This window comes from Variovorax sp. P4_D9, from assembly GCF_056401695.1.
Map to the genome: position 1 here is coordinate 1 of NZ_JBFUIU010000060.1, position 22218 is coordinate 22218.

Genomic DNA, 22218 nt, shown 5'->3' on the forward strand with positions numbered 1-22218 from the left:
GCGTCCAGGAGCTCGGCACTGATGCGCTCGCTGCCGGTGCTCATGACGCCTTGCTTGCCGTGGAGCCGGCGGATCAGCTCTTCAGGGCTCCAGACGGTGTCGGCGGGGTTGTCCTCGACGTCGAAATGCGCTCGCAGGCGGTCTGTGATGTCGGCGAAGGTGGCTCGGGTGGCCAGGACGGCGGGGCGCATCGATTTCTCCTGTAGATCGTTCAGCGGTGGCCCCAAAGGTATCCGTGCCGCTGGCTGCGACCAAGACGAGATCGTTCTAGTCCCATTCGAAACACTTATGTAGCGGGAACGCGCCGGTCGCCCATAAGGAAATGCGGCACCCCTAGAGCGATGCCGTCTTTGCGTCGAGTTCGACACGGCTCTACCGTTCGAGCATCGCCATCGAGAGGAAGAATTTGTGAACCCGTCCCGCATTTCCAGCCRCATCCGCCGCATCAAGCCGTCCCCCAGCAGCGCAGCCGCAGATCGCTTCGCCGAGCTGCGCAGGGAGGGCAAGGACATCATCAATCTGGCCATCGGCGAGCCCGACTTCGACACCCCGTCGCACATCCGCCAGGCGGGCTGCGAGGCGATCGAGCGCGGGGAGACCCGGTATACCGCGGTGGCGGGCACGCTGGCGCTGCGCGAGGCCATCGCTGCCAAGCTGAAGCGGGAAAACGGCCTGAACTACAGCCCGCGCGAGATCATCGTCACCTGCGGCGCCAAGCATGCGCTGTTCAATGCGCTGTCGGTGACGGTGGAGGAGGGGCACGAGGTGATCGTGCCCGCGCCGTTCTGGGTGTCCTACCCCGACATGGTGCTGGCGTGCGACGGCACCCCGGTCACGGTGGCCTGCCGCGAGGAGGACGATTTCCGCCTGACGCCCGAAGCGCTGGAGGCGGCCATCACGCCCGCGACCCGCTGGCTGGTCTTCAACTCGCCGACCAATCCCACGGGAACGACCTACACGACGGCACAGTTGCGCGCCCTTGCCAACGTGCTGCTGCGCCACCCGCAGGTGATGGTGCTGACGGACGACATCTACGAACACATCCGCTTCGAGGCCGAGGCTCCGAAGCATCTTCTCGCCATCGAACCGGCGCTGCGAGACCGCACGCTGGTGGTCAACGGCGTGTCGAAGACCTACGCGATGACCGGCTGGCGGATCGGCTATGCAGCCGGCCCTTCGGACATCATCGCGGCACTCGACATGCTGCAGTCCCAATCGACCAGCGGCGTCTGCTCGATCAGCCAGGCCGCGGCGGTCACTGCATTGAACGCCGAAGCCGCATTTCTTCCGAATTGGGTCGCCACCTACAAGCAGCGGCGCGACACGGCGGTTCGCCTGCTCAACGACATTCCCGGCATCCGCGCGCGGGCGCCAGGCGGCGCCTTCTACCTGTACCCCCACTGCGGCGGCCTCATCGGCAAGCGCACGCGCGAAGGCAAGCTGCTCGAGACCGACAACGACGTGGTGATCCACCTGCTCGAAGCCGGCGGGGTGATGGTGCTGGCCGGCGCGGCCTACGGGGTGTCGCCGTACTTCCGGATGTCGACCGCGACCAGCATCGAACAGATCGAAGAGGGATGCCGCCGCATCGCGCGTGCCGTGGCGCAACTGCGCTGAGCGCCCGTCGCCCGGCCTGCGTATCAAGAAAGTTTATAGGCGAAGGCGCATTCCCTATTGGCCGCGCCGAAGAGCGCTTCCTATCATTCCCTCAACCCTTCAACCTTCGGAGAACAGCGATGACTTGCTACCCCACGACGACGAACAAGCGCGCGGCGGCCTTGATGGCGATCGCAGCGGTTGCCGCCCTGTGCACGTACGCGCCGGCACGCGCCCAGACCGCGGAGACCTTCAAGGTCGGCATCATCAGTCCGATGAGCGGGCCGAACGCCCGCTACGGTGCCTTCGCCAACAAGGGCGCGGCGCTCGCCGCCAAGGAGATCAATGCGGCGGGCGGCGTGCTCGGCAAGCAGATCCAGCTCGTCAGCGGCGACAGCCAGTGCGTGCCGGCTGAAGGCGTGGCGGCCACGCAGCGCATGATCAGCCTCGAGAAGACGCCGGTCATCATCGGTGACGTGTGCAGCTCCGTGACCCTGGCGATGCAGCCGCTGGCCGAGGAATCGAAGGTGCTGCTGGTCAACGCCGCCTCGTCGAACCCGGACATCACCTACAAGTCCGGCGTCGGTGGCTTCAAGTGGACCTTCCGCAACTACCCCACCGACGAAGTGCGCGCGGCCACCGTTCTCGAGTACGCGGCGAAGACCAAGGGCTTCAAGAAGTTCGCGGTGCTGTCGGTCGACAGCGACTACGGGCGCGGCGCGATCAAGTTCACCAAGCGCTACCTGCCCAAGTACGAGGGCGCGGAGATCCTCAGCGAGGACTACTACAAGGATTCCGAGACCGACTTCCGCTCGGTGCTCAGCAAGATCCGCCGCTCGGGCGCGCAGGCCATCATCCTGTACGGCCAGGCCGACACCACGCCCATCATCGCGCGCCAGATGCTCGAACTGGGCCTGGCCGGCAAGGTGGCCCTGGTGGGCAACGGCGAGTTCAACACCAAGGACACCATCGCCGCCGCGCCGAAGGTCATGAACGGTGCGGTCGAGGCGGCTGCCTGGCTGCCCGAAGTGCCGGCGCCGCGCAGCCAGAAGTTCGTCGAGGACTACAAGAAGGCCAACGGCGGCGAGATGCCCAACAACCACGCCTATACGCACTACGACACGCTGCAACTGGTGGCGCAGGCGATCAAGAACGCCAACAGCCTGAAGGGCGAGGACATCCGCAATGCGATGGCCAAGATCAAGTACGACAGCCCGATGGGGGTGGTGACCTTCGACGACCACAACCAGGCCGTGATGCCGATGGTGCTGCTGGAGATCACCGACGGCAAGCCGGCCATCAAGGGAACGATCACCACCAAGATCGACTACGCGGCCCAGTGATCCACCACCCAACGCCTACGAGCACATCGTGAGTTCATTCATCCTCGAACAGATCGTCAACGGCATCATCACCGGGTCGATGTACGCCCTGGTCGCCGCCGGCATGACGATGATCTTCGGCGTGCTGCGGGCCATCAATTTCGCCCACGGCGAGTACTACATGCTGGGCACCTTCGCGGCATGGTGGGTCATGACGCAGCTCGCCGCCGACTACAGCATCGCCATCATCGGCGGCGTGGCCATCGTCTCGCTGATCGCGGTGCTGATCGGCCGCGCCGTGATGCAACGGCTCATCGGCCAACCCTTCCAGGCCGGCGTGCTGGCCACGCTGGGTCTGTCGCTGATCCTGCAGAACGTCGTGATCCTGGCGTTCGGCGGCGGCTACAAGGTGTTCTCGGGCGGCTGGATCGAGCCGATCGAGATGGGCGACTTCGGCATGTCCCAGCAGCGCGTGATCCTGGTCGTCGTCACGCTCGCCGTGTTCGCCGGCCTCGAATGGATGGTGCACGGCACCCGGCTGGGCCGATCGATCCGGGCCGTGTCGCAGAACATCGAGTGCTGCCAGGTCAACGGGATCGATGTCGAGCAGGTGGTGCGCCGCACCTTCCTGATCGGCGTCGCGATCGCCGCGCTGTCGGGCATCCTGACCGGGCCGATCAACGTCAGCATCTACGGGGGCATGGGTGAGTCGATCACCCTCAAGACTTTCGCCGTGATCGTCATGGGCGGCATGGGCAACGTGCGCGGCACGCTGATCGCCGGCTGCCTGCTCGGCGTCGTCGAAAGCCTGGTCGCCAGCTTTATCGGGTTGCAGTACCGCGACTCCGTCGGCTTCATCGTCCTGCTCCTGATGCTGATGTTCCGGCCGCATGGCCTGTTCAGCAGCAAGGCGCGATTCTGATCACTCATCGTCTGGAGCAAGTCCTCATGTCTTCCACCACGCTGGACGCACCGATTTTGCCGGCCGCAAGGGTCGCCAAGGTCAACTGGAGCGTCTCCGCCCTGGCACTCGCCGCATTGCTCGCCACGCCGCTCTTCCTGGGTGACTACTACCTGCACGCCATGGTGCTGGCGATGATCTTCCTGCTGCCCGCCCTGGGCCTGAACCTGATCCTCGGCTACACCGGCATGCTCTCGCTCGCACAGGGCGTGTTCTTCGGCCTCGGTGCCTATGCATCGGCGCTGATGTCCATCCACTTCGGCACGCCCTTCCTCGTGAATTTCGTGGTCGCCGGCTTGTTCGCCGGGCTGGTGGCCTTGCCGTTGGGCATTCCGGCGCTCAGGCTGCGCGACACCTCCTTCGTGATGTGTACGCTGGGCATGGTCGTGATCGCCCAAATGGTGTCGAAGAACTGGGTCGACTTCACCCGCGGCGACATGGGCCTGTCCGGCATCGCGCGCCCCAGGCTGGGGTTCGGCGACATGGTGTTCACCGTCATCAAGGCGCCGGAGTACTTCTACCTGGTACTGGCGCTCGCCGCGCTGGCGGTGGCGCTGTTCGTGGCGCTGATCCGCTCCCCAGCCGGCCGCTGCATGGTGGCGATCCGCGACAACGAGACGCTGGCCGAATCGCTGGGCGTTCCGACCTGGACCTACAAGCTCATCGTCTTCATGCTGAGCGCCGTGTTCGCCGGCCTCGGGGGCAGCCTCTACGCGCACTTTTCGACGGTGGTGAGCCCGCTGGTGTTCCAGTCCTACTACTCCAACACGATCCTGATCATCGTGCTGGGCGGTGGCGTCGGGAAGATCCCGGGCGCCATCATCGGCAGCTTCATCTTCGTGGCGGTCTCGGAGGCGCTTCGGATCACGCCGGAGCTGCGCATGATCATCTACGGCTTCGTGCTTCTCGGCCTCGTGTTCCTGTTTCCGCAAGGCCTCGCGCCGCTGTTCCAGAGCGCGGCCGAACGTATCGCCCGCCTCGGTGGAGCCGGCAAGGAGAAGCACCATGTCGACTGATGTCATGCTGCGCATCGAAGGTCTGTGCAAGAACTACGGCGCCGTGGCCGCACTGCAAGGCGTGGACATCGATGTCCGCCGCGGCGAGGTGATGGGCCTGATCGGACCGAACGGCTCGGGCAAGTCGACGCTCTTCGACTGCTGCACGGGCTTGCAGAAGAGCGACGCGGGCCGGGTGCTGCTCAAGGGCGTGGACATCACGGCCTGGCCGATGAACCGGATCGCTCGCGAAGGGCGCTTCCTGCGCAGCTTCCAGAAGACGGTCGTCTTCCCGACGCTCGATTCGGAGGAGAACCTGGTTCTCGCCGGGCAGATGTCGCGCTTTCCGAGCGTGCTGTCCACGTTCTGGGTCGGGCCGGCCGCCCAGCGGCGCGTGAAGGCGCTGCGCGAGCGGGCACGCGAGCTGATCGAGGTGTCGGGCCTGTCGCGCGTGGCGCACCTGCCGGCCGGAAACATGTCGGGCGGCCAGCAGAAGCTGCTGCAGTTCGCATCGATGCTGATGCCCGATCCCGAGCTGATCCTGCTCGACGAGCCGCTGGCCGGCATCAATCCGATCCTGATCGAGAAGGTGATCCAGTGCATCGAGCATGCGAACCAGGTGCTGGGCGTCACTTTCGTCGTGATCGAGCACAACACCGACGTGCTCATGAACCTGAGCCATCGCGTCGTGGTGCTGCACCAGGGCACCAAGCTGGCCGATGACACGCCCGAAGCAGTGGTGCGCAACCCGGAGGTCGTCGAGGCCTACCTTGGAGGCTGACATGGTGGACACACAAATGGAACTCGAGATCGACAACCTGCGCGCTGGCTACGGCCACCTGGACATCCTGCACGGCGTGAACCTGAAGATCCGGCACGGCGAGTTCGTCACGCTGCTCGGACCGAACGGCGCGGGCAAGTCCACGCTCCTCAAGTCGCTCTTCGGCATGACCACGCACAAGGGCGGCGCGATCCGCTGGAAGGGCAAGGACATCGCCGGGCTGCGTCCGCAGGCCATGCTGGCGCACGGCATCGCCTACGTGCCCCAGGGACGCTGCAACTTCCAGCTCATGACCATCGACGAGAACCTCGAGATGGCGGCCTACACGATCAAGGACGGCGACCTGAAGGGCGAGCGCGAATACGTCTACGACCTCTTTCCGATCCTGCGCAAGCGCCGCAACGAGTTGGCCGGGAACATGTCCGGCGGCGAACAGCAACTGCTCGAGATGGCCATGGCGGTGCTGCGGCGGCCCGAGATCCTGCTGGTGGACGAGCCATCGGTCGGCTTGTCGCCACAGGCGATCACGCTGGTCTTCAACGAACTCAAGCGCCTGCACCAGGGCGGCCGGACCGTCCTGCTGGTCGAACAGAACACCCGMAAGGCCATGGAGGCCGCGGAACGCGCGGTCGTACTGCGCCTCGGCAAGGTGATCTGGGACAGCCCGGTCGGCGAGCTGAGCACCGCGGACCTGGGCGAACTCTTCATGACGGGCCGGCGCGCATCCGACGCACAACCGGCCTGATCGCTGCATCCAACCGAACACTGAAGGAGCTGAAAAGCATGAAACTGGCATTTGACACCGGCGGCACGTTCACCGACTTCGCCATGACCGAGGACGACGGCACCATCCTGCTGCACAAGGTACTCAGCACGCCCGACGCACCGGCCCGGGCCGTGCTGCAGGGCGTGGACGAGCTGCTGGCCAAGGTTCGCGAGAAGAACGGCGGCCAGGCCGCGGGCGCCGGCACCTTGCAGATTCTCGGTGCCACGACGGTGGTGACCAATGCGGTGCTGGAGCGGCGCGGCGTGCATACCGCCTTCATCACCACCGATGGATTCCAGGACATGCTGCGCATCCGCACCGAGGGACGCTACGACCTGTACGACCTGCGCATCAAGTACCCCGATCCATTGGTCACGCGCGATCTGTGCTTCGGCGTCGAGGAGCGCATTGCCGCGGACGGCACCGTGATCAAGGCGCTGGACGAGGAGGGTGTTCGCAGGATCGCCAAGACGCTGCTGCAGCGCGAGGTCGAATCGGTCGCGGTATGCCTGCTGCATGCCTACAAGTACGCGCAGCACGAACGGCGCGTGGCGGAGATCATCGCCGAGGAGGCGCCGGGCATCTCGGTGTCACTGTCATCGACCGTCTGCCCCGAGGTGCGCGAGTACGACCGTGCGTCGACCACCGTTGTCAACGCCTACACGCGGCCGATGATGGTCGGGCACGTGAACCATCTGGAACGCGAGCTCTCCAAGCGCGGCGTCGAGGGGCAGCTGCTCTGGATGACGTCGAGCGGCGGCGTGGTGCCGAGTTCGTCGGCGTCCCGCACACCCGTGCGCCTGATCGAATCGGGCCCGGCCGCGGGCGCGGTGGCGGCCGCCGACTACGCCCGCCAGGCGGGGGAGGCGAGCGTGCTCTCGTTCGACATGGGCGGCACCACGGCCAAGCTGTGCCTGATCCCGAACGGCGAGCCGATGGTCGCCAACGACCTGGAGGTCGCACGCCACGAGCGCTTCCGCAAGGGCAGCGGCTTCCCGCTCAAGATCCAGTCGATCCACATGATCGAGATCGGTGCCGGCGGCGGCAGCATCGCGGCGCGCAGCAAGCTGGGCCTGCTGGGCGTCGGCCCGCGCAGCGCGGCGGCGGCGCCGGGTCCGGCCTGCTATGGTCGAGGCGGTACCGAGCCGACCGTGACCGATGCCGACCTGCTGCTGGGCTACCTGGACGCGAAATCCTTCCTCGGCGGCGACTTCGCGCTCGACAAGCCCGCGGCCGAGGCCGCGATGGCGCGGCTCGCCAAGGAACTGGGCATCACGCCCGAGCGTTGCGCCTGGGGTGTCCACGACATGGTCAACGAGAGCATGGCCGAGGCCGCATCGATGCAGGCCACCGACAGCGGGGTCGACCCGCGCGCGTTGCCGCTGATCGCTTTCGGCGGCGCCGGCCCGGTGCATGCCTACGGCGTGGCGCGCAAGCTCGGCATCCGCAAGGTGATCTGCCCGACCGGCGCGGGCGTGACCTCGGCCATCGGCCTGCTCGGAGCACCGGTCGCGGCGGACCTGTCCACCAGCCTGCCGATGCGGATCTCGGCGTGGAATCCGAGCGCGGTCAATGTGGTCAAGGCCACGCTGGCCGAGCAGGGGCGAGAGGTCGTGCTGGCGAGCAAGGTGCCCGCCGACCTCATCCGCTTCTCATACACCGTCGACATGCGGCACGTGGGCCAAGGCTATGAGATTTCGGTCCCGCTGCCGGACCTCGATCCGGCCGACCCGGCCTTCGTCGCCGAGCTGATGGCTCGATTCCACGCCAACTACGTCGCGCTCTACGGCCGCGCGGTCACCGGCACGGATGCCGAGATCATCACCTGGCGCATTCGTGCCAGCGGGCCCAAGAGTACGGTCTCTCTGGCTGGATTGCGCGGAGAAGCCGGCGTGGTGCGCGATGCGCGCAAGGGAACGCGGCCGGTCTTTTTCTCGGAACTCGGCAAGTACGTCGAGACGCCGGTCTACGACCACTATGCCTTACTTCCCGGCGTGCCGATCGAAGGCCCCGCGATCATCGAGCAGCGCGAGTCGACCGTGGTGATGGGGCCGAACGCCACCGCCTCGCTCGACGATCAGCACAACCTCATCATGCTTCTGTCCTGAAGGTACGTCATGCCCATCCTCCAACCCGATTTCAACGACCCGATCACGCTGCAGGTGATGTGGGACCGCCTGGTCTTCATCGCCGACCAGGCCGACACCGCCCTCGGGCGCACCGCCTTTTCGCCGATCGTGCGCGAGAACCACGACTACGTGAACGTGCTGCTCGATGCGCAGGGCCGCGCGCTGGCGCAGTGCACCTGGTCGATCCCGGTCTTCATCACGACGCTGCCCATGGCCGCGCAGAACTACTTCCTCAAGGCCTTCCCGCCGGAGTCGCTGGAGCCGGGTGACGTGCTCGCCACCAACGACCCCGTGATCGGCACCGGACACCTGCCGGACATGGTCATGCTGACGCCGATCTTCCGTAACGGGAAGATCGTCGCCTACGCCGGCAGCATCGCGCACCTGCCCGACATCGGCGGGCGGCCGCAGTCGCCGGACTCCACCGACATGTTCGAGGAGGGCATCCGGATCCCGATGCTCAAGCTCTTCAAGGCCGGCAAGCCGAACACCGACGTGTTCTCCGTGATCGAGGCCAGCGTGCGCCTCCCGCACGAGGTCCGCGGCGACATCCAGAGCATGGTGGCGGCCAACGAAGTGATGAGCCGCGAGTTCAGCCGCTTCATGGACGAATACGGGCTCGAAGACTGCGAGGCGCTAGGACATGCCATCTTCAGCCGCTCCGAGCGGCACATGCGCAAGGCCATCGCCGCCTGGCCCAACGGCAGCTACAAGGCCGACATGACCATCGACGGCTTCGAGACCGAAGTGAAGCTGTGCGTCAGCGTCGAGGTGGGCGACGAGTCGATCCACGTCGACTACACCGGCACCTCGCCGGAGGTGGCCAGAGGCATCAACGTGGTGCCGCACTATCGCGTGGCCCACAGCGTGTATGCGCTCAAGTGCCTGCTGGATCCCGATACGCCGAACAACGAAGGCTGCATGGTTCCCCTGACCGACTCCGCGCCTGCGGGCTCGATCCTCAATCCGCGGCCGCATGCGGCGGGGGCGGCGCGGAACCTGGTTGGACACTGCATTCCGAGCCTGATCTTCAAGGCGCTGCAGAACGTCGTGCCCGAAGGCGCGATGGGCGACAGCGGCGGTGCGCCGATCTGGGGCATCAACTGCCAGGGCCAGCGTTCCGACGGTACAGCCTATGGCAGCGCGCAGAACTTCCACGGCGGGCAGGGCGGCCGTTCGTCGATGGACGGGCTCGACACCCTGAGCTTYCCCTCGAACTGCCGCGTGACGCCGATCGAGATGTACGAACTGGCGGTACCGGTGCTGACCGAATGCAAGGAACTCATTCCCGATTCCGGCGGCCCGGGCAAGTACCGGGGCGGCCTGGGCCAGCGCGGGATCATCCGCAACCTGTCCGACCGGGAGATGAACATCTACCTCAGCACCGAGCACGTGAAGCATCCGTGCCTGGGCGTGCTGGGCGGCCAGGCCGGCCGCAACGGTGCGGTGCTGCACGACGACCAGCCCGTGTTCGCCAAGGGCAGGCTGGTCCTCGCCCCGGGCGAGCGCCTGACGATCGAATTGCCCGGCGGCGGCGGCTGGGGCCACGCCCAGGAGCGACCGCGCGAGCTGATCGAGGATGACCTGAAGCAAGGCCTCATCAGCGTCAAAGGTGCCCGCGCCGACTACGGCTACGAAGCGCCCGCCGTCGCGAAGCCGCTGAAGGTGGCTGCGTGATGGCCGCCAAGGCACTGGCAGGCCAGGTGGCCCTGGTCACGGGCGGTGGGTCCGGCATCGGCCGCTCGACCGCCCTGATGCTTGCGGCCGAGGGCGCGCAGGTGGTCGTGATGGGCCGCCGCATCGACCCGCTGGAGAGCGCGGTCGCACAGATTCGCGCGGCCGGCGGCGAAGCGTGGGCCCGGCAGGCCGATCTGCAGAGCCGCGAACAGTTGCAGGAGTTGGTGCGCTGGACCGAGGCGGAAGTCGGCGCTATCGGCATCCTGGTCAACAACGCGGGCCTGACCAGCCGCGTGCGCAACATCCGCTGGATCGAGCCGGACGACTGGGAATCCGCGATCTCCGTCAACCTCACGGCGGTCTATGTGCTGATGCAGGCGGTGCTGCCCGGCATGCTCGCGGCAGGGGCGGGGACCATCGTCACGGTGTCGTCGCTGGCGGCAGTTCGTCCCAACCTGCTGGGCGGAGCGCCCTACGGTGCGGCGAAGGCGGCGGTGACGAACCTCATGGGCTTCATGCACGCCACCTTCCGCAACAACAACATCCGGTCGACGACGATCCTGCCCGGCGAGGTCAACACGCCGATCATGGACACCCGCGTTCGCCCGCCGAGCGAGGCCGAGCGTGCGGCGATGGTCGCACCCGAGGACGTGGCGCGCGCCATCCTGCTGGCCTGCACCTTGCCGCAAGGCACCACCATCGAGCAGCTGGTCATCAGTCCGACCCTGGCGCGCGACCAGGGGCCCGATGTCGAGATCAGCCGCTGGCTCGGCGCGCCCGACGGCACGCCCGGCAAACCCTGAACCGGAGCAAACGATGAGCAAGACTCTGCACGAACGACTGGCGCACGGCGATGCCGTGCTGATGGTCAACCCCAATCACGTGTCGCCGACGCTGTGCGAGAAGCTGGTTCGCTCGGGCGCCGACTCGGTCTTCATCGACTGCGAGCACGGCCTCGCGAGTTTCGAGGACATCCACCACATGGCCAAGGCCGCGCGCTACGCCGGCGGTTGGGGCATCGTGCGGCCGCAGAACCAGGAACGCTCGACCATCACGCGCTGCCTCAATGCGGGCGCGGACGGCGTGATGGTGCCGCTGATCCATACGGCCGAGATCGCCAAGCAGGTGGTTCACACTTTCCGCTACGCCTGTCCGGACGACCATGCGACCAAGCTGCTGATCGGCATGGTGGAGTCGGTCGAGGCGGTGCGCAATCTCGACGAGATCCTGGCGGTCGAGGGCATCGACGTGTTCTTCGTCGGCCCGGGCGACCTGTCGCAATCGATGGGCTATTCGCCCGCCGTCGGCGCGGGCAAGCGTCGTCCTCAGCCGGTGCTCGACCTCGTGGACCAGACGCTGCAACGCATTCGTGCGGCCGGCAAGATCGCCGGCACGCTGGTCGTGCGGCACGATGTGCAGCATCTCGTGTCGGTCGGTGCGCAGCTGCTGTACTACCACGCCGATCCGTTCGTGAACGAAGGCGTCGCGGCCATGCGCCAGCTCTCTTCGGTCTCTACCGAGCAGGCCGTGGCCTGATATTCAGGGCGACGGAACTTCCTTGGGCGGTGCACTGATACCAGGGAGCTGGCCGGCAGCGAAGAGGTTGTCGATCTGCGCTCGCAGGATTTCGAGCACGGCCTTGGCCTGGTCGGACATCGGCAGATGATTGGGTATGCACAGCGACACCGTCGCCTGCAGGCCGGGCTCGACGATGCGGCGAATGGTCGACGCTGAAGAAAAATCCGCGAGCGCCGCCGGAAGGATGGCGGCGCCCATTCCGGCCTCTATCGCCTGACGCAGCGTCTCCGACGATTCGATCTCGGCCCGGATGTTCGGGACAACGCCGACGCGGGCGAAGGCCTCGTCGACTGTCCTGCGCAGGAAGTGCATCCGGCTGGGCAGCAGCAGATCGATGCCTGCCAGCGAGCGAAGCGAGATCGTCTGGTCGTTCGTCGGCGGCAGGCGGATGCTGGCGGGCGCGATCAGGAACAGCTCCTCGGTGAGCAGGGGTTGCAGCGTCACGCCCTTCATGGGACTGCCGGCATAGATGATGGCCATGTCCATGCGTCCCGTCATGACCATCTCGCTGAGCACCAGCCCGAAGTTGTCGTTGATGAAGAGGTTGATTTCGGGGAACTGGCTGCGCACCGCCTTGAGCAGTGGCATCGAAAGGATCGAAGCGGTGCTGTAGGTCGCGAGTCCGACGGACACCGGGCCCGAGATGGCGATCGCCTCGGCGCGATTCGCAAGCTCCATTTCAAGCTGTTCCAGGTGGCCCAGCATGATCTGCGCATGCCGATACAACTGGGCGCCAGCGCTTGTCGGCGTGACCCCGGCGTTGGATCGGACCAGCAGCTTGTGCTTGAAATGCTCTTCCAGGGAGGCGATGTGCTGGCTCAGCGCCGGCTGCGCAAGACTCAGCTGATGGGCCGCCGCCGAAAGGCTCTTGGCATCGACCGCCGTGACGAAGCTCTTGAGGGTCTTGAAGTTGACTGTCATGGAAGCAGGTCCGCTCGTGGCAGGCGTCGCTCTGGCGCCCGACCCGGTTCGCTGATCGTAACCCCGGTTGACGATGCCAGGTGGTGGCCTGATGCTTGCTTGATTCCAATCTGCAAGCAAATTCGGGGCCCTCGTGAATCTCAGGCGTTTGAAGTATTTCGTGAAGATCGTGGACGTCGGCAGCCTGACTTTGGCGTCCGAGATCCTGCATGTCGCGCAGCCGGCGCTGAGCCAGCAACTTGCGACCCTCGAAGGCGAGTTCAATCAGAAATTGCTGGTGCGAACCCAACAAGGCGTGGTGGCCACGGAAGCGGGGAGGGTGCTGTACCGGCACGCACAAATGATCCTGCGACAGTTCGATCAGGCGCGTGCGGATGTGCTCAACGCCGGGCGCAGTCTGGCAGGGCAGGTGTCGGTGGGACTGGCGCCCGGGACCGCCGCGTCGACGCTGGCGCTCAAGCTGCTGCAGACGGTGCAGGGGCGGCATCCGCAGATCGTGCTCCATATCAACGAGAACTTCGGCACCACGCTATGCGACGTCGTACGAAGCGGCCGCATGGACATGGCCGTCCTGTACGGCGGCGAGAGCCCGGTGCAAGGGCTTTCGTTCGATCCGCTGCTGACGGAGGACCTGTGCGTCGTCGCGCCCCCGGAACTCGTCAGCCAGGATGGCGAACTGGCGCTGTCCGACCTTCGAAACATCGATCTGCTCCTGCCCTGCACGAGCAACCAGCTTCGCCGTTACCTCGACCATGCGTTCGCGTCCGCGCAGGTGGTGCCCCGCGTGGTGGCGGAGATCGAGTCATCGAGCACGCTGGCGGCCGCGATCGCATCCGGCGTCGGTGCGACGATCCTGCCTGTTTCGATTGCGCGGACAGTCGCTGCCACGGCGTCGGCGAGCGTGTGCCGGCTGGTTTCGCCCACCATCGAAGTCCCGCTCTCGCTCTGTTCGTCGGATCATTTGCCGCTGTCCGAGCCCGCGCAGGTCGTCAAGGGCATCCTGCTCGAGCTTGTAGGCGGACTAGATCTGGCGGGCGGGCTGCACATGGCTCACTGATTCGGTGGCGCGGACCGACGCGGCTCTTCTTCTTGTCGTTGCAATGACAACGTGCGCTTGCGAAATTCCATAGCATGCGGCCCATAAAGCGCACCCTGGCGGCGCAAGGTGTGCCGACTTCCGGCACGGCTGACAAGCGAGAAGGAGACCGAATGGCATGGGACATCGAAGTGATCGAAGGATGCGCCGTCGTGCGCATGAACACCAACAAGGTCAATGCGCAGAACGACCAGTTCTTCGGCGACCTGCACAACGCTTTCGATCGTCTGGAGCGCGAGTTCGGCGCATTGCCGGTCGTGCTCACCGGCCAAGGCGACGTGTTCTCGGCCGGCATCGATTTTCAATACAGCTTCGAGATCTTCGGCAGCGCCAGCCAGGACAAGATCCGCGATTGGTATCGGGCCTACCGCGAGACCAACCTCCGCATCTTCAAGTACCCGAGACCCACGGTGGCTGCGGTCAATGGGCATGCCATCGCCGGCGGGCTGATCACGGCGCTCGACTGCGATTTCCGCGTGGCAGCCCGCAAGCCGGCGAAGTTTGGCCTCAACGAAGTGCCCATCGGCATCCCGATGCCGGCGGCCTACGTCGAAATCATCAAGTACGCCTTGGGAACCCAGGTGGGCGCGCTCACCACGCTGCGAGGGCAGCTGTATGGAATCGAAGAAGCGGAGCGGCTCGGCTTCTTTCACGCCGTGGTGGAACCCGAACGGCGATCGCGTATGCGAAGTGCATCACGCCCGACTGCAACACGGCCTACGCGATGTCGAAGAAAGCGCTGCAAGACGCCGTGCTGCGTCAGATCGAAGAACGGACGGTTGCCCTGGACCACCTGCTCCCGGACGGCATGAGCGATCCGGGCAATCGGCGCGCGCAGGATCTCCGGAGGCAGGAGATCATGCGCCGGCGCTGAGGACGTAGTCTCTCAGTCGCGGCACATGGACTTCCAGGAAGCCCTTGCGAGGCTCGCTGCGAACGATTCCACAATGGCTGAAGACGCTGATCGCCATGTTGACACGCTGGCGCGACTGTCCGGAGATCAGTGCTAGCTCGTGCTGCGAAATGGCGAGTTGATGCAGCGCCTCGCCCCGGGTGCCTGCCAGCATCAGGAGCGCTCTCGCGACCTGCATCTCGGGTCCGCCCAGGCGGGATGCCGCGAGCATCCCGACGAATTCGCCCATGCGCGCATTCATGATGTCGCAAAGGAAGTGGTTGAACTCGATGGAGGATCGGCGCAGGGTCTCGAATGTCGCTGCCGGAATTAGGCAGATGTGGGAGGTGGTCAGGGCGCGCAGGTCATATCTGCGCAGCTCCTGCTTCGGCAATGAGCCTTCGCCGCCCCATTCCCCTTCCCGCAGGCAATAGAGCGTGGTCTCGGCCCCATCCGAGCTGGCGACGTACATCTGAAGGAAACCGCGAATGACGCCGTACCAGTGCCCGCTCGGTGCTCCGGAGCGAGCGATATAGTCCCCCGCCCTGGCGGTCTTCGAAGCTGCGATCTCGAGTGTCAGCGAGCGCAGTTCGCCTGGCAGCGCGCGGTACCACCGCCAGCCCTCGAGAAACGCGAGGACGGTCGTGGCAGGAGCCGGCTGGGGGGTCTGCGTCTTCATTGGCAGTCACGATGATCTTCGGCCCCAGTCTACCGGGACCGTTTGGACTGCAACGCCGGGGAACGCGGCTCAGTTCGGGCAGCGTGCTTCGAGCGCGTCGACGAAGCTGCGGTCCCAGCGGCCTTCCTTCATGGCGCGCATCGTCTCGGCCTCGGTCGCCAGGTGGGCCCGGGCCTTCTCGATCAGCCATTCGGCATCGTTCGGAGAAAACGCCATCAGCCCGTCCTGGTCGCCGACCACGACATCGCCGGGGTTCACCAGCATGCCGCCCACCGACACCGGGACATTGATCTCGCCAGGACCGTCCTTGTACGGGCCGCGATGGTTCACGCCGCGTGCATAGACGGGGAAGTCGCGCTCTCGGATCTCGGCTACGTCCCGGATGGCGCCATCGAGCACGACGCCCACGGTGCCGATGGTGGCGGCGTAGAAGGACAGGATGCCGCCGATGACCGCGTTGGCCAGGTCGCCGTCGGCGTCGATCACGATCACGTCGCCGGGCCGGCAGAACTCAAAGGCGCGCAACAGCGTCAGGTTGTCGCCGCCGCGCGACTTGATCGTCACGGCCGTGCCGGCCATCGTCCCGGGCCCCGGCCGGTGATAGGGGTTCAGCCCGACGCTGCCGATGTTCCGGTGCATGTTGTCGCTCAGCGCCGCGACCGGGATGTCGCGCAGCGCGGCGATGTGGGCCGGGTTTACTTGCGGCGCGGACGGGTTCTTGCGGATGCCCTTGAATTGCATGAATGTCTCCTGTTCGGTGATGGGGGCGCGAGGCGGCCGGTCGCTGCTCAACGCAGTTCGGCGACCGCGCGGGCGATGCGCGCGCAGCCTTCCTCGAGGATGTCGATCGAGGTCGCGATGGACAGCCGGAAGTAGGGCGAGAGGCCGTAGGCGGTGCCCGCGACCATTGCGACGCCTTCGCTTTCCAGCAGGTACATCACGACGTCGCCGTCCTCGGCGAGGACCTTGCCGGTGGGCGTGGTCTTGCCGATCAGGCCGCTGCAGTTGACGTAGAGATAGAAGGCGCCGGGCGGCGTGGCGCAGCTCAGGCCGGGGATGGCGTTGATGAGGGCCAGCGTGCGGTCGCGGCGCTGCTTGTAGACGGCGACGCTCTCGGCCACGAAGGATTGGTCGCCATTCATCGCGGCCGCGGCGGCGGCCTGGCTGATCGAGCAGCAGTTGCCGGCCGATTGCGACAGCAGCGTGTCCATCGCGCGGATCATATCGACCGGCCCGGCCACGTAGCCGATGCGCCAGCCGGTCATCGCGTAAGTCTTCGAGACGCCGTTGACGACGAGGGTGCGATCGCGCAGCTCGGGTGCCACGGCGAGGATGTGCGGCGTCTTCTCGCCGTCGAAGCGGATGTGCTCGTAGATGTCGTCGGTCATCACCATCACTTCGCGGTGACGCACCAGCACGTCCGCAAGCGCCCGGTATTCGGCCGCGGTGTAGGCGGCGCCGGTCGGATTGCTCGGCGAATTGATCAACAGCCAGCGCGTGCGCGGCGTGATGGCCGCTTCGAGCTGCGCGGGGGTCAGCTTGAAGCCGTTGACCTCGGGGCAGGCGACGATCACCGGCTTGCCGTCGCAGGCCAGCACCATGTCGGGGTAGGAAACCCAGTAGGGCGCGGGCACGATGACCTCGTCGCCCGGTTCCACTGTGATCGCGAAGGCGTTGTAGATCGCGCTCTTGGCGCCGTTGGTGGCGATGATCTCATTCATCGCGTAGCTCAGGCCGTTTTCCCGTTTCAGCTTGGCGACGATGGCTTCGCGCAGCTCGACTGTTCCGGCCATCAGGGTGTAGCGGGTGGCGCCCTTGTCCATCGCCGCGGCGGCGGCCTGGCGGATGTGCAGGGGGGTGTCGAAGTCGGGCTCGCCGACGACGAGGTTCACGATGGACTTGCCCTGGCGGCGCAGCTCGTTGGCGCGGTCGGCGGCCGAGGTGCTGGGCGAAGGCTTGATGCGGCGGACGCGCTCTGCGATGCGGGAGGTGGTCATGGCTTCCTGGATTGGGATGGCAGAACCGTACGTTACGCAGAACGCCCTCCCGAAGCCAAGACGAGATCGCTCTGGTCGGATAGGTAGAGCTTATGGAAGGCCCTGATGGCCCGGCCCCGGCCCGGTGCTAGGCTCGAGTTTTGCTTTGGAGGCAGGGTGAACCTGCGGCGACTCAAATACTTCGTGAAGATCGTGGACATCGGCAGCCTGACGCAGGCCGCCGAGGTTCTTTTCATCGCCCAGCCGGCGCTGAGCCAGCAACTGGCCACGCTCGAGGGCGAGGTGCGGCAGCAACTGCTGGTGCGCACCAAGCGCGGCGTGACGCCGACCGAGGCCGGCAAGGTGCTGTACCGCCATGCGCAGATCATCCTGCGCCAGTGCGAGCAAGCCCAGGTCGACATGGAGGCGGCCGGGCAGGGCGTCTCGGGCCAGGTATCGGTGGGTCTCGCGCCCGGCACGGCGGCGGCGGCGCTCTCGCTGCCCTTGCTGCGCACGGTGCGGGCGCGCCATCCGGGCATCCTGCTGTACCTCAACGAGAACTACGGCACCACGCTCAGCGAACTGATCATGAACGGCCGGATGGACCTGGCCGTGCTCTACGGCGACAAGGCGATCCATGGCCTGACCTTCCTGCCGCTGCTGAAGGAGCCCTTGTTCCTTGTAGGGCCGGCGTCGATCCCGGCGCCGGCCCAACCTGTGCGCCTGGCCGACCTGCGCGACATGGAACTCTTCCTGCCGCGTCCCTACAACGTGGTGCGCAAGCTGGTCGATGCGGCATTTAGTCGGCTTGGCTCGGCGCCGCGCGTCGTGGCCGAGATCGAATCCGCCTTCACGCTGACGGCGGCCGTTGCCGACGGCCTGGGTGCCACGATCCTGCCAGCGTCGATGGCGCGCGAGGTGGTGGCGTCCTGTGGCGCCTGGCAGTTCCAGATCGTCGACCCCGTGATCGAGGCGCCGCTGGCCCTGTGCCAGTCTGACCACCTGCCGCTCTCCGAGCCGGCGCAGGCGGTCAAGGACATCCTGCTCGAACTGGTCACCGAACTGTCGAACAGCGCCGCCGCCACCGGGGCCCCGGCGCTGGCCGCGGCGTCATAAGCCACCCTTATCCCGGCACAGCCAATCCGTCTTTGGCTTTGCGGCCTTCGCGGGCTACCGTTCATGCCTGCCGTCACGCGTTCGCGGAATGCGTCGGCCACCAAGGAGATCCCGCCCTTTACCGGCGGGTCCGGCATGAAACAGGAACAGATCAGGATCCTCATCGACGCACTGGCGGCCTCGGCGCTGTCGGAGCTGGAGTACAGCGAAGACGGCTGCACGCTGCGGCTGGTGAAGCAGGGGGCGTCGGCTCCGCCGGCCCGGTCCGAGCGCGGCGCCGAGGATGCCTCCGCCGCCCCGCAGGCCGATGGGAACGGGAAGGACGATGCGCGCGCCGCCCTGCCAGGTGCCATCCAGGAGCCCGCGGTCGAACCGGCAGCGGGCCCGATCGAATGCCTGGCGCCGCTCTATGGAGTGATCCACCTTCAGCCTTCGCCGGGCGAGCCGCTGTTCGTCCAGCTGGGCCAGCAGGTCGCCGCCGGCCAGACCTTGTGCGTGATCGAGGCGATGAAAGTCTTCAACGAGGTGCGCGCCGAGGCCGACGCCACCATCGCCGAGGTGCTGGTGCGCTCCGGCGACGAGGTCGAGGCCGGCCAGCCCTTGTTCCGCCTTGCCTGAGAGGACCGCCATGTTCGACACCGTCCTGATTGCGAACCGCGGCGAGATCGCCTTGCGCATCCTGCGCGCCTGCCGCGGCCTGGGCCTGAAGACGGTGGTCGCGCACTCCGACGCCGACCGCGATGCGGTCTATGTGCAGCAGGCCGACCAGGCGCTGTGCATCGGCCCGGCCAGCCCTGGCCAGAGCTATCTCAACCAGTCGGCGCTGCTCTATGCGGCCGAGGTGAGCGGTGCGCAGGCGATCCATCCCGGCTACGGATTCCTGTCGGAGAACGCGGGCTTCGTCGAGAAGGTCGAGCAGGCCGGATTGCGCTTCGTCGGACCGAGCGCCGCCTGCATCCGCGTGATGGGCGACAAGGTCGCGGCCAAGCGTGCGATGCGCCGGGCCGGCGTGCCCTGCGTGCCGGGCCCGGACGACGGCTTGCCCGACGATCCCGAGGCGGTGCGCGCGCTGGCGCGCGAGGTCGGCTACCCGGTGATCGTGAAGGCGGCCGGCGGCGGCGGCGGCCGCGGCATGCGCGTGGTCCGGGAGGAGGGCGAGCTGCTCGAGGCGCTGGCGCTGACGCGCGAGGAGGCGCGACGCGCCTTCGGCAATCCCGAGGTCTACATCGAGAAGTTCCTGTTGCATCCGCGGCATGTCGAGATCCAGGTGCTGGCCGACAGTCACGGCCACGCCATCTGGCTCGGTAGCCGGGACTGCTCGTTGCAGCGCCGGCACCAGAAGGTAATCGAGGAAGCACCCGCGCCCGGCATCGATGAGGCGCTGATCGCCGAGGTCGGGGAGAGTTGCGCGRCGGCCTGCCGGCAGATCGGCTACTGCGGCGTCGGCACCTTCGAGTTCCTCTACGAGAAGGGCGCCTTCTATTTCATCGAGATGAATACGCGGCTGCAGGTGGAGCATCCGGTGACCGAGATGACCACGGGCATCGACATCGTGCAGCAGCAGCTGCGCATGGCGCGCGGCGAGCGGCTGGCCATTACGCAGGCCGATGTTCCCTGCCGGGGACATTCGATCGAATGCCGCATCAACGCCGAGGATCCCGACAGCTTTGCGCCCTCGCCGGGTCTCATCACGGGCTGGCGCGTACCCGGCGGCTTCGGCGTGCGCTTCGATTCGCACGCGGGCATGGGCTACCGCGTGCCGCCGTACTACGACTCGATGATCGGCAAGCTGATCGTGCATGGCGCCAGCCGCGAGGACGCACTCGATCGCATGCGGCTCGCGCTGGGTGAGCTGCAGGTCGACGGCATCGCGACCAACGTGCCGCTGCACCGCGCGCTGCTTCAAGACGACGGCTTCGCCACCGGCGGGGTCGATATCCACCACCTCGAACGCTGGCTGCAGCGCAGGAACGCACCGTGAACTCCCCGACGACTGGATCGGCCCCGACGCTGAGCGTGCTGGGCACCACCGCGCTGCTCTTCGAAGCCCCGGGCGGCGCGATGGAGCTTCCTTCGCAGCAGCGCATCTGGGCGCTCGCGCAGGAGGCCGCCGAATGGCCCGAGGTGCGCGAGGCCGTGCCCGGAATGAACAACCTGATGTTGAGCTTCGTGCGTCCGCCGCGCGCGCTCGATGGTTTGAAGGCGCGGCTGGAGGCCGCCTGGGAGGCGGTCACGCCGCTCACCCGCGAAGGCCGGGTGGTCGAGCTGCCGGTACGCTATGGCGGTGCCGGCGGCCCGCACATGGCCGACGTCGTGGCGCACACCGGCCTGTCGGTCGAGGAGATCGTCGAGCTGCACAGCGCGCCGCTGTACCCGGTGTATGCGCTGGGCAGCCATCCCGGCTACTGCTACCTGGGCGGCATGGACCCGCGCATCGCGACTCCGCGGCGCAAGGTGCCGGTGCTCAGCATTCCGGGCGGCGCGGTGTCGATCGGCGGGGCGCAGACCGGGGTCTCGGCCTCGGCCGGGCCGAGCGGCTGGAACACCATCGGCAGCACCACCATGGCCTTCTTCGACCCGGGGCGCAATCCGCCGGCCACGCTGCAGCCGGGCGACCGCATCCGCTTCCTGGTCGAAGGGATAGAAAAATGATCGAGATACTTTCCAACGCGGCCCTGGCGACCGTGCAGGACCTCGGGCGCCTGGGCAACCTGCGCTTCGGCGTCGGTACCGCCGGTGCCATGGACGACCTGGCGCTGGCGGCGGGCAACCTCCTGCTCGGCAACGAGGTCGGCGCCGCGGGCATCGAGATTCCGGTCTTTCCGTTCAAGGTCCGCTTCACCGGGGATTGCGCCTTCGCGCTGACCGGCGCGGACTGCGGCGCGAAGCTCGACGCCCAGCCGCTGCTGCCGTGGTGGTCGCACCAGGCGCGGGCCGGCCAGGTGCTGACGCTGGGCCTGCCGCAGGGCGCGCAGCGCGCCAGCCGTGCGCTGCTGTGCCTGCCGGGTGGCATCGATGTGCCGGAGGTGCTGGGTTCGCGCAGCACCCAGATGCGCGGCACCTTCGGTGGCCATGAGGGGCGGGCATTGCGCAAGGGCGACGTGCTGCGTGCAGCCGACCGGGAACGCGCTTGCCGGACCGGCTTCGGCCTGGTGCCGCCGGCCCTCGCCCTGCCGCTGGAGGTCGACGGGCTGGTCGCGCTGCGGGTCTTGCCGGCGGCCGAATACCTGGGCTTCGAGGCCGCGTCACGCGAGGCCTTCTGGGCCGGCGAATGGCGCATCACGGCGCAGAGCGACCGCTACGGCTACCGGCTGGCTGGGGAGGCCTTGCGGCCGGTGGCGCCGATGGAATTGCGCTCGCACGGCATCGTGCCCGGCGTGATCCAGGTCCCGCACAGCGGGCAGCCGATCATCCAGATGCGCGACGCCCAGCCTTCGGGCGGCTATCCCAAGCTCGGCACCGTGATCGAGGCCGATTTGTGGCGCCTGGGCCAGGCGCCGATCGGCAGCCGGATCCGCTTCATCGAGACCACCTGGGACGAGGCTGTGGCCGCGCTCGAACAGAAAGAAGCCTGGCTGGCGAAGGTGGCGCGCATGGTGGCGCTGCACCGCAGCAGGCCGATGGGGAGTGCTGCATGAAAAAGGCGCCTCATGAGCTGCTGGAGATCGCCGACTGGATGGCGGCGACGAACATCGGTTTTCTCGAACTGCGGATGCCCGGCGCGACCGTGCGG

The 22218-nt window shown here is 66.9% G+C and carries 21 protein-coding genes and 1 pseudogene; 17 read left to right on the forward strand and 5 right to left on the reverse strand.

Annotated features, from left to right (window positions below):
* Positions 1-191 (reverse strand): annotated as a pseudogene (locus AC1DY5_RS09455) (D-glycerate dehydrogenase); the annotation flags it as partial.
* A 217-nt stretch (positions 192-408) separates the two neighbouring features.
* Between AC1DY5_RS09455 and AC1DY5_RS09460 the strand changes: the two are divergent.
* The 10 genes from AC1DY5_RS09460 to AC1DY5_RS09505 all read left to right on the forward strand — a co-directional run bounded on the left by AC1DY5_RS09460 (position 409) and on the right by AC1DY5_RS09505 (position 11763).
* Entirely contained in the window at positions 409-1617 is a 1209-nt protein-coding gene (locus AC1DY5_RS09460) for an aspartate transaminase (RefSeq protein WP_478111029.1), read from the forward strand.
* Between the two features lie 119 nt (positions 1618-1736).
* Positions 1737-2939 carry an ABC transporter substrate-binding protein gene (locus AC1DY5_RS09465; protein ID WP_478111030.1) on the forward strand — a complete coding sequence of 401 codons (1203 nt, stop codon included), beginning with the start codon at positions 1737-1739 and terminating at the stop codon, positions 2937-2939.
* A 28-nt stretch (positions 2940-2967) separates the two neighbouring features.
* Complete coding sequence (locus AC1DY5_RS09470) at positions 2968-3840, forward strand: branched-chain amino acid ABC transporter permease (protein ID WP_478111031.1); 873 nt, start codon at positions 2968-2970, stop codon at positions 3838-3840.
* 26 nt (positions 3841-3866) lie between these two features.
* Positions 3867-4895 carry a branched-chain amino acid ABC transporter permease gene (locus AC1DY5_RS09475; protein WP_478111032.1) on the forward strand — a complete coding sequence of 343 codons (1029 nt, stop codon included), beginning with the start codon at positions 3867-3869 and terminating at the stop codon, positions 4893-4895.
* Positions 4885-5655 (forward strand): ABC transporter ATP-binding protein, encoded by a 771-nt coding sequence (locus AC1DY5_RS09480; RefSeq protein WP_478111033.1) that lies wholly within the window; start codon positions 4885-4887, stop codon positions 5653-5655. The genes AC1DY5_RS09475 and AC1DY5_RS09480 overlap by 11 nt, the downstream gene beginning before the upstream one ends.
* 1 nt (position 5656) lies before the next feature.
* Positions 5657-6400 (forward strand): branched-chain amino acid ABC transporter ATP-binding protein, encoded by a 744-nt coding sequence (locus tag AC1DY5_RS09485; protein ID WP_478111034.1) that lies wholly within the window; start codon positions 5657-5659, stop codon positions 6398-6400.
* Positions 6401-6438: 38 nt separating this feature from the next.
* Positions 6439-8529 carry a hydantoinase/oxoprolinase family protein gene (locus AC1DY5_RS09490; RefSeq protein ID WP_478111035.1) on the forward strand — a complete coding sequence of 697 codons (2091 nt, stop codon included), beginning with the start codon at positions 6439-6441 and terminating at the stop codon, positions 8527-8529.
* Between the two features lie 9 nt (positions 8530-8538).
* Positions 8539-10227, forward strand: a complete 1689-nt coding sequence (locus tag AC1DY5_RS09495) for a hydantoinase B/oxoprolinase family protein (protein ID WP_478111036.1) — start codon at positions 8539-8541, stop codon at positions 10225-10227.
* Entirely contained in the window at positions 10227-11030 is an 804-nt protein-coding gene (locus AC1DY5_RS09500) for an SDR family oxidoreductase (RefSeq protein WP_478111037.1), read from the forward strand. The genes AC1DY5_RS09495 and AC1DY5_RS09500 overlap by 1 nt, the downstream gene beginning before the upstream one ends.
* A gap of 13 nt (positions 11031-11043) precedes the next feature.
* Positions 11044-11763 (forward strand): HpcH/HpaI aldolase family protein, encoded by a 720-nt coding sequence (locus tag AC1DY5_RS09505; protein WP_478111038.1) that lies wholly within the window; start codon positions 11044-11046, stop codon positions 11761-11763.
* A gap of 3 nt (positions 11764-11766) precedes the next feature.
* Here AC1DY5_RS09505 and AC1DY5_RS09510 read toward each other — a convergent pair whose 3' ends face one another.
* Positions 11767-12726 (reverse strand): LysR substrate-binding domain-containing protein, encoded by a 960-nt coding sequence (locus tag AC1DY5_RS09510; protein ID WP_478111039.1) that lies wholly within the window; start codon positions 12724-12726, stop codon positions 11767-11769.
* Between the two features lie 133 nt (positions 12727-12859).
* On the opposite strand from AC1DY5_RS09510, the gene nac (AC1DY5_RS09515) reads away from it, so the two are divergent.
* Together nac (AC1DY5_RS09515) and AC1DY5_RS09520 are read left to right on the forward strand one after the other, a co-directional pair.
* Positions 12860-13783 carry a nitrogen assimilation transcriptional regulator NAC gene (gene nac / locus AC1DY5_RS09515; protein ID WP_478111040.1) on the forward strand — a complete coding sequence of 308 codons (924 nt, stop codon included), beginning with the start codon at positions 12860-12862 and terminating at the stop codon, positions 13781-13783.
* A gap of 152 nt (positions 13784-13935) precedes the next feature.
* A complete protein-coding gene (locus tag AC1DY5_RS09520; RefSeq protein ID WP_478111041.1) occupies positions 13936-14634 on the forward strand; it encodes an enoyl-CoA hydratase/isomerase family protein in 699 nt (232 codons plus the stop codon).
* A gap of 45 nt (positions 14635-14679) precedes the next feature.
* Here the strand turns inward: AC1DY5_RS09520 and AC1DY5_RS09525 are convergent, their stop codons facing one another.
* The 3 genes from AC1DY5_RS09525 to AC1DY5_RS09535 all read right to left on the reverse strand — a co-directional run bounded on the left by AC1DY5_RS09525 (position 14680) and on the right by AC1DY5_RS09535 (position 17390).
* Positions 14680-15393 (reverse strand): Crp/Fnr family transcriptional regulator, encoded by a 714-nt coding sequence (locus AC1DY5_RS09525; RefSeq protein ID WP_478111042.1) that lies wholly within the window; start codon positions 15391-15393, stop codon positions 14680-14682.
* Positions 15394-15462: 69 nt separating this feature from the next.
* The gene (locus tag AC1DY5_RS09530; protein WP_478111043.1) at positions 15463-16134 is read right to left on the reverse strand and encodes an RraA family protein; all 672 of its coding nucleotides are present in this window, start codon (positions 16132-16134) and stop codon (positions 15463-15465) included.
* A 47-nt stretch (positions 16135-16181) separates the two neighbouring features.
* Positions 16182-17390 carry an aspartate transaminase gene (locus AC1DY5_RS09535; RefSeq protein WP_478111044.1) on the reverse strand — a complete coding sequence of 403 codons (1209 nt, stop codon included), beginning with the start codon at positions 17388-17390 and terminating at the stop codon, positions 16182-16184.
* A gap of 156 nt (positions 17391-17546) precedes the next feature.
* Between AC1DY5_RS09535 and nac (AC1DY5_RS09540) the strand changes: the two genes are divergently transcribed.
* From nac (AC1DY5_RS09540) to AC1DY5_RS09560, 5 genes are all read left to right on the forward strand, one after another.
* Entirely contained in the window at positions 17547-18485 is a 939-nt protein-coding gene (gene nac, locus AC1DY5_RS09540) for a nitrogen assimilation transcriptional regulator NAC (protein ID WP_478111045.1), read from the forward strand.
* Between the two features lie 135 nt (positions 18486-18620).
* Positions 18621-19103: an acetyl-CoA carboxylase biotin carboxyl carrier protein gene (locus AC1DY5_RS09545; protein ID WP_478111046.1), complete on the forward strand. Its 483-nt coding sequence runs from the start codon at positions 18621-18623 to the stop codon at positions 19101-19103.
* A 10-nt stretch (positions 19104-19113) separates the two neighbouring features.
* Complete coding sequence (gene accC / locus AC1DY5_RS09550; protein ID WP_478111047.1) at positions 19114-20466, forward strand: acetyl-CoA carboxylase biotin carboxylase subunit; 1353 nt, start codon at positions 19114-19116, stop codon at positions 20464-20466.
* Positions 20463-21137, forward strand: coding sequence for a 5-oxoprolinase subunit PxpB (gene pxpB / locus AC1DY5_RS09555; protein WP_478111048.1), 675 nt, complete (start codon positions 20463-20465; stop codon positions 21135-21137). The genes accC and pxpB overlap by 4 nt, the downstream gene beginning before the upstream one ends.
* Entirely contained in the window at positions 21134-22123 is a 990-nt protein-coding gene (locus AC1DY5_RS09560) for a 5-oxoprolinase subunit C family protein (RefSeq protein ID WP_478111049.1), read from the forward strand. Before pxpB ends, AC1DY5_RS09560 begins: the two co-directional genes overlap by 4 nt.
* Positions 22124-22218: the final 95 nt, after the last annotated feature.

Excerpts from the sequence above, each read along its gene's own strand:
- AC1DY5_RS09510 (WP_478111039.1), bottom strand. The coding sequence starts at position 12,726 with ATGACAGTCAACTTCAAGACCCTCAAGAGCTTCGTCACGGCGGTCGAT.
- AC1DY5_RS09530 (WP_478111043.1), bottom strand. The coding sequence starts at position 16,134 with ATGCAATTCAAGGGCATCCGCAAGAACCCGTCCGCGCCGCAAGTAAAC.
- AC1DY5_RS09500 (WP_478111037.1), top strand. The coding sequence starts at position 10,227 with ATGGCCGCCAAGGCACTGGCAGGCCAGGTGGCCCTGGTCACGGGCGGT.
- AC1DY5_RS09525 (WP_478111042.1), bottom strand. The coding sequence starts at position 15,393 with ATGAAGACGCAGACCCCCCAGCCGGCTCCTGCCACGACCGTCCTCGCG.
- AC1DY5_RS09505 (WP_478111038.1), top strand. The coding sequence starts at position 11,044 with ATGAGCAAGACTCTGCACGAACGACTGGCGCACGGCGATGCCGTGCTG.
- AC1DY5_RS09465 (WP_478111030.1), top strand. The coding sequence starts at position 1,737 with ATGACTTGCTACCCCACGACGACGAACAAGCGCGCGGCGGCCTTGATG.
- AC1DY5_RS09545 (WP_478111046.1), top strand. The coding sequence starts at position 18,621 with ATGAAACAGGAACAGATCAGGATCCTCATCGACGCACTGGCGGCCTCG.
- AC1DY5_RS09480 (WP_478111033.1), top strand. The coding sequence starts at position 4,885 with ATGTCGACTGATGTCATGCTGCGCATCGAAGGTCTGTGCAAGAACTAC.
- AC1DY5_RS09535 (WP_478111044.1), bottom strand. The coding sequence starts at position 17,390 with ATGACCACCTCCCGCATCGCAGAGCGCGTCCGCCGCATCAAGCCTTCG.
- AC1DY5_RS09490 (WP_478111035.1), top strand. The coding sequence starts at position 6,439 with ATGAAACTGGCATTTGACACCGGCGGCACGTTCACCGACTTCGCCATG.
- AC1DY5_RS09560 (WP_478111049.1), top strand. The coding sequence starts at position 21,134 with ATGATCGAGATACTTTCCAACGCGGCCCTGGCGACCGTGCAGGACCTC.
- AC1DY5_RS09520 (WP_478111041.1), top strand. The coding sequence starts at position 13,936 with ATGGCATGGGACATCGAAGTGATCGAAGGATGCGCCGTCGTGCGCATG.
- AC1DY5_RS09475 (WP_478111032.1), top strand. The coding sequence starts at position 3,867 with ATGTCTTCCACCACGCTGGACGCACCGATTTTGCCGGCCGCAAGGGTC.